Consider the following 6485-nt stretch of genomic DNA (forward strand, 5'->3'; position numbering starts at 1 on the left):
GGGGTGGCCGCCAGGGGTAACAGGAGCGTTGCGATCGCCGCGAGGATGGTTGATCTCATGGCGGCGCCTCCATCCGAGGTCGAGGGTGGAAGATCCCGAGATGGTGCTCTAAGGAACGTAACCCCGCAAAAAGGGTTCGCCTAGACGCTCGTGCCCTCCATGGACGCCAGGGCGTTCGCCAACGCCTTCGGGTCGTCGGCGAAGAAGCTGATCACGCTGGCTTCGGCCCGGCTGCCGAGCGGCCGGACGAACGCGACCGGCTCCGTCAGCTCGATCGTCACGTTGGTCCGGGACGCGACCGCCACCCTCAGGCGCCCGTCCTTGACCGAGACCATCTGGCTCTCGTTGTCGTTGCGGCTCACGCGCACGGCGGCGATGCGGTCGCGGGGCACCCGCACGTCGAAGTACGCGGCGTACCTGATGCGCACCTCGTCCGCCGTGACGACGTGCGGCCGGGTGCAGCTGGCCGCGGCCAGCATGACCCCGAATAGCAGCCCGTACACGTCGGCGATCAGCACCGTGAACCGGATCCAGTCGGGCACCCCCGTCGCGACCAGCAGCAGGTCCACGACCACGGTCTCGACCGCCATGGCGAACAACATCAGCCATAACGTGAACGCCTGTTCCTTCGCGTACGTCACGGCGATCGCACCCGCGGGCACACCGTGCCGGCGGCGCACGATCCACAGACCGATGCTGGCCAGGCCCTTGAGCTCGAACCCCAGGACCCGTAGCGCGGCTCTGACCATCCCATCCCTTTCCCTCGGCTTCCGTCACCCCCATTGGACAGGTTGACGTCGCGTCAAGGTCAAGCCGGGCGGTCTGCCTGGGGGTCCACGGCATCGACGCCAACATCCGACTCGAGCACGCTGGTGATGTTCGACGTTCGGGCCGATGGCCGCAACGAGCTCGTCGCCTTGGGCGACGGCTATCACGAGTCGACCGACCGTATCCGCTTGTTGTCATCGGGCGCTACTTTTGTGTGATTGGGCACCTGGGTGCGGCTTGCCCGGTGGGGCGCGACCACACGAGCCGGTCCTTCGCCGGCGTCGGAGAGGAGCACGCAGGCATGCCAACTCTGAGCGGTTTGGTGAGCCAGCCCGACTTGGACCTGCGGTTCGTGAACCGTGAGGACGTGGTTCAGCACGGCGGGAGGCCGGTGGCAGCGGTCGCCGAGGGGATGTGGGCGGCGAGCGCGGGAGCCAGGACGCCGATTCACGCGCTGAACGATGTGCTGCTCGTCCTGCCGGCCGGGCCGCGCATCGATTGGCCGGCCGTGGGAAACGCCGCCGGAGTGATCCTGGCGGGAACCATCGGAGACGACGCTCTGTCGGAATCTCTGCTGGCCGCCAGAGAACACGGCGTCCCGCTGCTCACCGTGTCGGATGACGCGCCACATGCCTGTGCCCGAATCCACCGCGTCATCCGCCAGGAACAGCGGCGCGAGCTCCACGAGCACACCCATCAGCTGAAGGCGATGCAGCGCATAGCGCTGCAGCCGGATGGCCTGAGCCGTCTTCTGCAATGGCTCGCCCGGCAGATATCCGGGCACGCGGTGCTGGTCGACCCCTCCGGCTCTCCGCTGTACGCCTTCCCCGGGCACCCGGAAGAGCTCTTCTCCCGGGCGGAGAAGGACATCCGCCGCGTCGTCGCCAAGCAGACCCGATCCGCCGCCATCAGCCTGGGCACGCAGGTCGCCCACATCATGTCCATCGGCAGTCAGGAGCCGAACCCGGTTCTCATCGTCGCCAGGGACGAACCGTTCCCCTCCGAGATGCGGAGCCTGGTGTCCGACGCAGGGAGCCTGCTGTGGCTTCGGTGGCGGATGGAAGAGCTCGGCCGCCACTCGCGGCAGGTCGAGCTGGCGGAGTCGCACAGCCGCGAGGCGGTCCTGCATCTGCTCATGCTCGGCCATGTCCAGGCGGCAAGACGCGTCGCCGGCGCTTTGGGGGCGCGGCTACCCGATCTCACCCGCGTGTACATCGTGGAATGCCCGGCGAACCGCAGAGGTGATTACGCCAGGAGGTGCGCCGAGGTCACCAAGGGCCGCGCGTGGATCGTGTCCTGCCCCGTCTATACCCGCCACCTCATCATCCTGGCCCCGGCCGCATCAGAAGAGGCGGACAACTCGCTGGACCAGGCGTTGCGTGCACTGGTGGCGAGCAACCCGGGGTGCTACGTCGGAGCCGGGCGACTGGTGAACCTGCGCGATGTGGCGGCGGGATACCAACACGCGTTTCATGCGCTCGCGGTCGCCAGGGGAATCGACGCGCGGTGCGCGACATTCAGTTCGCGCGAGGACTTAGCATCGTTGCTGGGCGCGGGCGGCCACCGATGGGCGGCCACATCGCTGCGCCCCCTGCTGGCTCATCAGCCCGAACGCCGCCAGGATCCCGACGCCGAGGAGTTGAAGGACACCCTCACGTCCTGGCTCACCTTCTTCAGCGCAGCGACACGCCAGCTGAAGATCCACCGCAACACGCTGTCCGCCCGGCTGCGCCACATCGAGCGACTCCTGGGCTGTGATCTGAACGATCTCGCCACCCAGGCGGAAACGCAGCTCGCGCTGCGCCTCCTCGCTCAGCCGTCGCGGCCCGACAACGACGAACCCGGCGAAGCGACGTTGGACGCGCTCCTTGGCACTCCTGCAGTCTTCCACTGGGCGGAGTCGTATCTCACCCCGCTTCACGAGGGCGACCCGCGTCTTCTCGAGACCGTACAGACCTGGCTGAGGAGCAATGCCCGGCTGGACACGACCGCGTCGACGCTGGGACTATCCGTGCCGGCCGCGCGCAAGCGCCTGGTCCGCGTTGAAGGCATGCTTTCCAGGTCCTTGCTGAACGCGCCTTCCGCACGGCACGACATTGTGCTCGCCTTCCGCATATTGGAATCAGCCAGGCTGTCGCAGCAGGACACCTCCCGGCCGCGGCATGCCCTCTGGCAGAAGGCATTCACCCCAGGCTGACCCAGCAGCATGAAACCGGCTGACCGCATCACTGTGCAGATGGAAACCGGAAGAAACCCCTCGATCGCCATAACATCGAATTCGTCATATCAAACGATTGAGCGTCCCGAATTCAGTGGTGGCAGATGATCCAGGGAACAGCGGAGCGGGCGACGTCCTGCGAATGGCACCTGGACGGCTTCCAGCCGATCGTCGCACGTCGAATGGCAGAGAGCACCCTGACGCTCTGGGGGGTGCCTGCGGAAACCATCGACGACGCGAAATTGATCACCTCCGAAGTGGCCACCAACGCCGCCAAGCATGTACATCCCGAGCTGCGAAGAGCGGGCTTCATCCACTTTCGCATCAGCCTGTCCGGAGACACGCTGCGCTTCGAGATCTCCGATCCCGACTCTCGCCCGCCCCTGTTGATCCGGGCCGCACACGACGACGAGCAGTATCGCGGGCTGACCATTGTGGACGCCCTTGCCAAGGATTGGGGCTTCGAGGCGGCCGCGTCGGGCATCGGCAAGGTCATCTGGTGGGCGCAGATCATCTCGCACCCGTGACACCAATCATTGGCTTCCAAGGAGCTCCATGTCTCACCATCTCGACTCGCCACTTGCCCGCCAGGACAAGCGCCTTGACATCAGCGATGTCTATCTTTTCCGGGGGATATCGGGAACCGTCTTCGTCATCAATGTGAACCCGCTCTCCGGCTCTGACGGCTTCCATCCTGAAGCGCTCTACGAGTTCAAGATCGATGTGGACGGCGACGCGGTCGAGGACATCACCTATCGGGCCACCTTCGGCGCCCGCGAGGCCGATGGCAGGCAGTCGATCGAGCTTCGCAGGCTCGACGGAGCGGACGCGCGGAACCGCGACGCCACCGGGGTGACCGTGGCCACGGGACGGACCGAAGAGGAGATCACCGGGGAGGCTGGAGTTCGCGTCTGGGCGGGGCCGGCCGGGGACCCCTTCTTCATCGAAGGCTCGGTCGTCACCGCCGTCGTGAAGGCCGTCGCCACGGGCAGCCCGCTCAACCTGGACGGCTGGGACCGCGACAACCCGCAGAACGTCTTCGACGGCACCAATGTCAGCGCCATCGTGGTCGAGGTCCCGGACACCGCGTTCGAGACGGCCTCCATCGGCTTCTGGGGGACGAGCGTCCTGCCGACCGATGCGGGCGGCTGGCGCCAGATCAACCGATGCGCGCAGCCACTGGTCAACACCATCTTCAATCCGGACGACACCGAACGCTCCAGTGAATACAACACCACTCAGCCGAGCGAGGATCGCGTCATCTACGGGGCGCTCGTAGAAAAGCTGGTCGCGGACGTGGTCAGCGTCATGGGCACCCACCAGGACCCCTCTGGCCATGCTCGCCAGGTTCGCGACCTGATCTTTCCCGACATTCTGCGATACGAGATCGGAACGACGGCGGAGTTCACTCCCAACAGGCGTAACGGCCGCGGCCTGACGGACTGCACGCCGGAAGTCATGTTCGGGCTGGTGCTCAACACGCCGATCGCGATGGGCCTCGACCCCAGCTCCGCCACGGGGACGCTCCGCACAGGCTTCCCTTATCTCTCCCCGCCCTCGCTGGTGGCACCGCGACCATGACCCCATCCACCGGTGGTCAGGGTGCCCTCCGCGCGGAGGGCAACCTGATCATCTCCACTCCCAGAGGTGCAGCCCGCCCGAACCCGGCGGCTCACACGGTCGCCGGCATGCGTCCGTGCGTGGACAGGTCCGCGATGAGTTCTGGAGAAATTAATCAGACGGAAGGGGCGGGCGCGGCGGCGAGGAGATGCTGGACCAGTGACCGGAGTACCGACATCGCGGAAGCGGTATCCCGTGCGTCGCACAACAAGATGGGCACGCGGGCGTCGAGTTCGAGCGCGGCTCGCACCTCTCCCGGTTCATAGGGGAACGCATCGTCGAATTCGTTGACCGCGACCAGGAACGGGATGCCCCGATTCTCGAAGAAGTCGACGGCGGCGAAACAATCCTGCAGCCGCCGGGTATCGGCCAGCACAATGGCGCCGAGCGCTCCTGCGGACAGCTCGTCCCACATGAACCAGAAGCGCTCCTGCCCAGGCGTCCCGAACAGGTAGAGCACGATGTCATGCCGGTGGATGGTGATACGGCCGAAGTCAAATGCAACTGTCGTTGTGGACTTGTCCCCCGTCCTGCTGAGATTGTCGATGCCCATGCTGGCCGCCGTGATGAGCTCTTCCGTGCTCAGTGGCTCGATCTCGCTCGCCGCGCCGACGAAGGTCGTCTTTCCGACGCCGAATCCACCCGCGATCAGAATCTTGACCTGGGTGGGGGGCACCTCAGATTCGTTGTAAACCATCGAGCAGCTTCTCCAGGAGAACTCGGTCGGTGACGTGGCTGGACGAAGAAGACGATGCCCAGGTGACTATGGCTCCGCAGTCCACCAGATCCGCGAGGAGCACCTTGGTGACCATCACGGGAAGTCGTAGGTTCGCCGCCACCTCGACGACCGAGACCGGCGTGTGGCACAGCTCGAGAGCCTTGACATGTTCCGGATCCACGTCCGAACCGGCCCGACCCGTGGTGACCACCAATGAGAGCAGATCCAGTTCCACGGTCGGGCGGGTGCGGCCCGCGTTCACGGTGTACGGACGTATCAGGGGGCCGGCTTCGTCATCAAGCCATACTTCGTCGTCACCGGCCATGTTCATCGGGTCCTGTCACCAGAACCAGCTGCCGGCGGGCGGATCGCCGTGTCCAGGAAGGGACGGACGGCCTTGATCAGCCGAGCCATCTCAAGACCGACGACGGCCGGGTCGGCGTCTCCCCCCGCCAGCACCGCGATAACCGAGTTGTGGCCGGCCCACGAGATGAACAGCCGGCTGGACTTGAGTTCGGTGACGACCTGGCGGACTTCGTTGCCGCCATCGAACTTGTTACAGGCGCTCCGCGCCATGGAAAAAAGTCCGGAGGCGAGTGCCGCGAGATATTCCGAGCTGTCGCGGTCCAGACCGTGGCTGGCTTTCATCAGTCCGTCGGAGGACAGCAGCACACTGCCCCGAATGCCAGGGACCTCCTGGGACAGGCCCTTCAGCAGCCAGGCGAGATCGGAAATCTTGTTCGACGAGACGGCGCTCAATGGGACGCTCCTTCTGGGTTAAATGTTCTACAGACCGGTGTTACCAGTCCCGTCTTTCCGGCCTTCTTCCTGGCCACTGCGCATCCCCTTCATGAATGACGCCATCAGCCCATGATCAATGCCGGGGTCCGCATCGTCATCCTGGGGTGCGGGAGCGTTGAGAAGCTCGGGCGCCATGTTCGCCTGAGGGCGACGTTTCGGCAGTTCCGGGCGGCGGCCGGTGCCTCTCGGAGGACCGAGGTCGGTCCGCTCCTCCGTTTGCCGGGCGGGCGCGCCGACGCTCTGCTTCCTCCAAGCTTCGGACGAACCGTCAGGGCGGGCACTGGCGCCGTGGTCGCTCAGCACTGGGGTGTCCTGTCCGGAACCGGGGGAAGGCCTGGGCGAGAAAAGTGAGCCTGGCGT

General features: G+C 65.8%; 7 protein-coding genes. 3 read left to right on the forward strand and 4 right to left on the reverse strand.

Annotation, left to right across the window (positions count from 1 at the left end):
• Positions 1-140 precede the first annotated feature (140 nt).
• Positions 141-749 carry a hypothetical protein gene (locus ETD86_RS51670; protein ID WP_138673946.1) on the reverse strand — a complete coding sequence of 203 codons (609 nt, stop codon included), beginning with the start codon at positions 747-749 and terminating at the stop codon, positions 141-143.
• 320 nt (positions 750-1069) lie between these two features.
• Here ETD86_RS51670 and ETD86_RS51680 point away from each other — a divergent pair, with 320 nt between their 5' ends.
• From ETD86_RS51680 to ETD86_RS51690, 3 genes are all read left to right on the forward strand, one after another.
• Positions 1070-2965, forward strand: coding sequence for a PucR family transcriptional regulator (locus ETD86_RS51680; RefSeq protein WP_138673948.1), 1896 nt, complete (start codon positions 1070-1072; stop codon positions 2963-2965).
• Between the two features lie 125 nt (positions 2966-3090).
• Positions 3091-3513: an ATP-binding protein gene (locus tag ETD86_RS51685; RefSeq protein WP_138673949.1), complete on the forward strand. Its 423-nt coding sequence runs from the start codon at positions 3091-3093 to the stop codon at positions 3511-3513.
• 28 nt (positions 3514-3541) lie between these two features.
• On the forward strand, positions 3542-4567 hold the full coding sequence (locus ETD86_RS51690; RefSeq protein ID WP_138673950.1) for a DUF4331 family protein: 1026 nt from the start codon (positions 3542-3544) through the stop codon (positions 4565-4567).
• Between the two features lie 154 nt (positions 4568-4721).
• On the opposite strand, the gene ETD86_RS51695 is transcribed toward ETD86_RS51690, so the two are convergent.
• The 3 genes from ETD86_RS51695 to ETD86_RS51705 are packed head-to-tail and all read right to left on the reverse strand — an operon-like array spanning position 4722 to position 6083.
• Positions 4722-5303 (reverse strand): GTP-binding protein, encoded by a 582-nt coding sequence (locus ETD86_RS51695; protein WP_138673951.1) that lies wholly within the window; start codon positions 5301-5303, stop codon positions 4722-4724.
• The gene (locus ETD86_RS51700) at positions 5284-5649 is read right to left on the reverse strand and encodes a DUF742 domain-containing protein (RefSeq protein ID WP_211370870.1); all 366 of its coding nucleotides are present in this window, start codon (positions 5647-5649) and stop codon (positions 5284-5286) included. Before ETD86_RS51700 ends, ETD86_RS51695 begins: the two co-directional genes overlap by 20 nt.
• Before the next feature lie 2 nt (positions 5650-5651).
• The gene (locus tag ETD86_RS51705; protein ID WP_138673953.1) at positions 5652-6083 is read right to left on the reverse strand and encodes a roadblock/LC7 domain-containing protein; all 432 of its coding nucleotides are present in this window, start codon (positions 6081-6083) and stop codon (positions 5652-5654) included.
• Positions 6084-6485 lie beyond the last annotated feature (402 nt).

Origin of the sequence: Nonomuraea turkmeniaca (assembly GCF_005889735.1) — a bacterium.
GTDB lineage: Bacteria > Actinomycetota > Actinomycetes > Streptosporangiales > Streptosporangiaceae > Nonomuraea > Nonomuraea turkmeniaca.

Coding starts and splice junctions, on each gene's coding strand:
- ETD86_RS51670 (WP_138673946.1), bottom strand. CDS start 749: ATGGTCAGAGCCGCGCTACGGGTCCTGGGGTTCGAGCTCAAGGGCCTG.
- ETD86_RS51680 (WP_138673948.1), top strand. CDS start 1,070: ATGCCAACTCTGAGCGGTTTGGTGAGCCAGCCCGACTTGGACCTGCGG.
- ETD86_RS51685 (WP_138673949.1), top strand. CDS start 3,091: ATGATCCAGGGAACAGCGGAGCGGGCGACGTCCTGCGAATGGCACCTG.
- ETD86_RS51690 (WP_138673950.1), top strand. CDS start 3,542: ATGTCTCACCATCTCGACTCGCCACTTGCCCGCCAGGACAAGCGCCTT.
- ETD86_RS51695 (WP_138673951.1), bottom strand. CDS start 5,303: ATGGTTTACAACGAATCTGAGGTGCCCCCCACCCAGGTCAAGATTCTG.
- ETD86_RS51700 (WP_211370870.1), bottom strand. CDS start 5,649: ATGGCCGGTGACGACGAAGTATGGCTTGATGACGAAGCCGGCCCCCTG.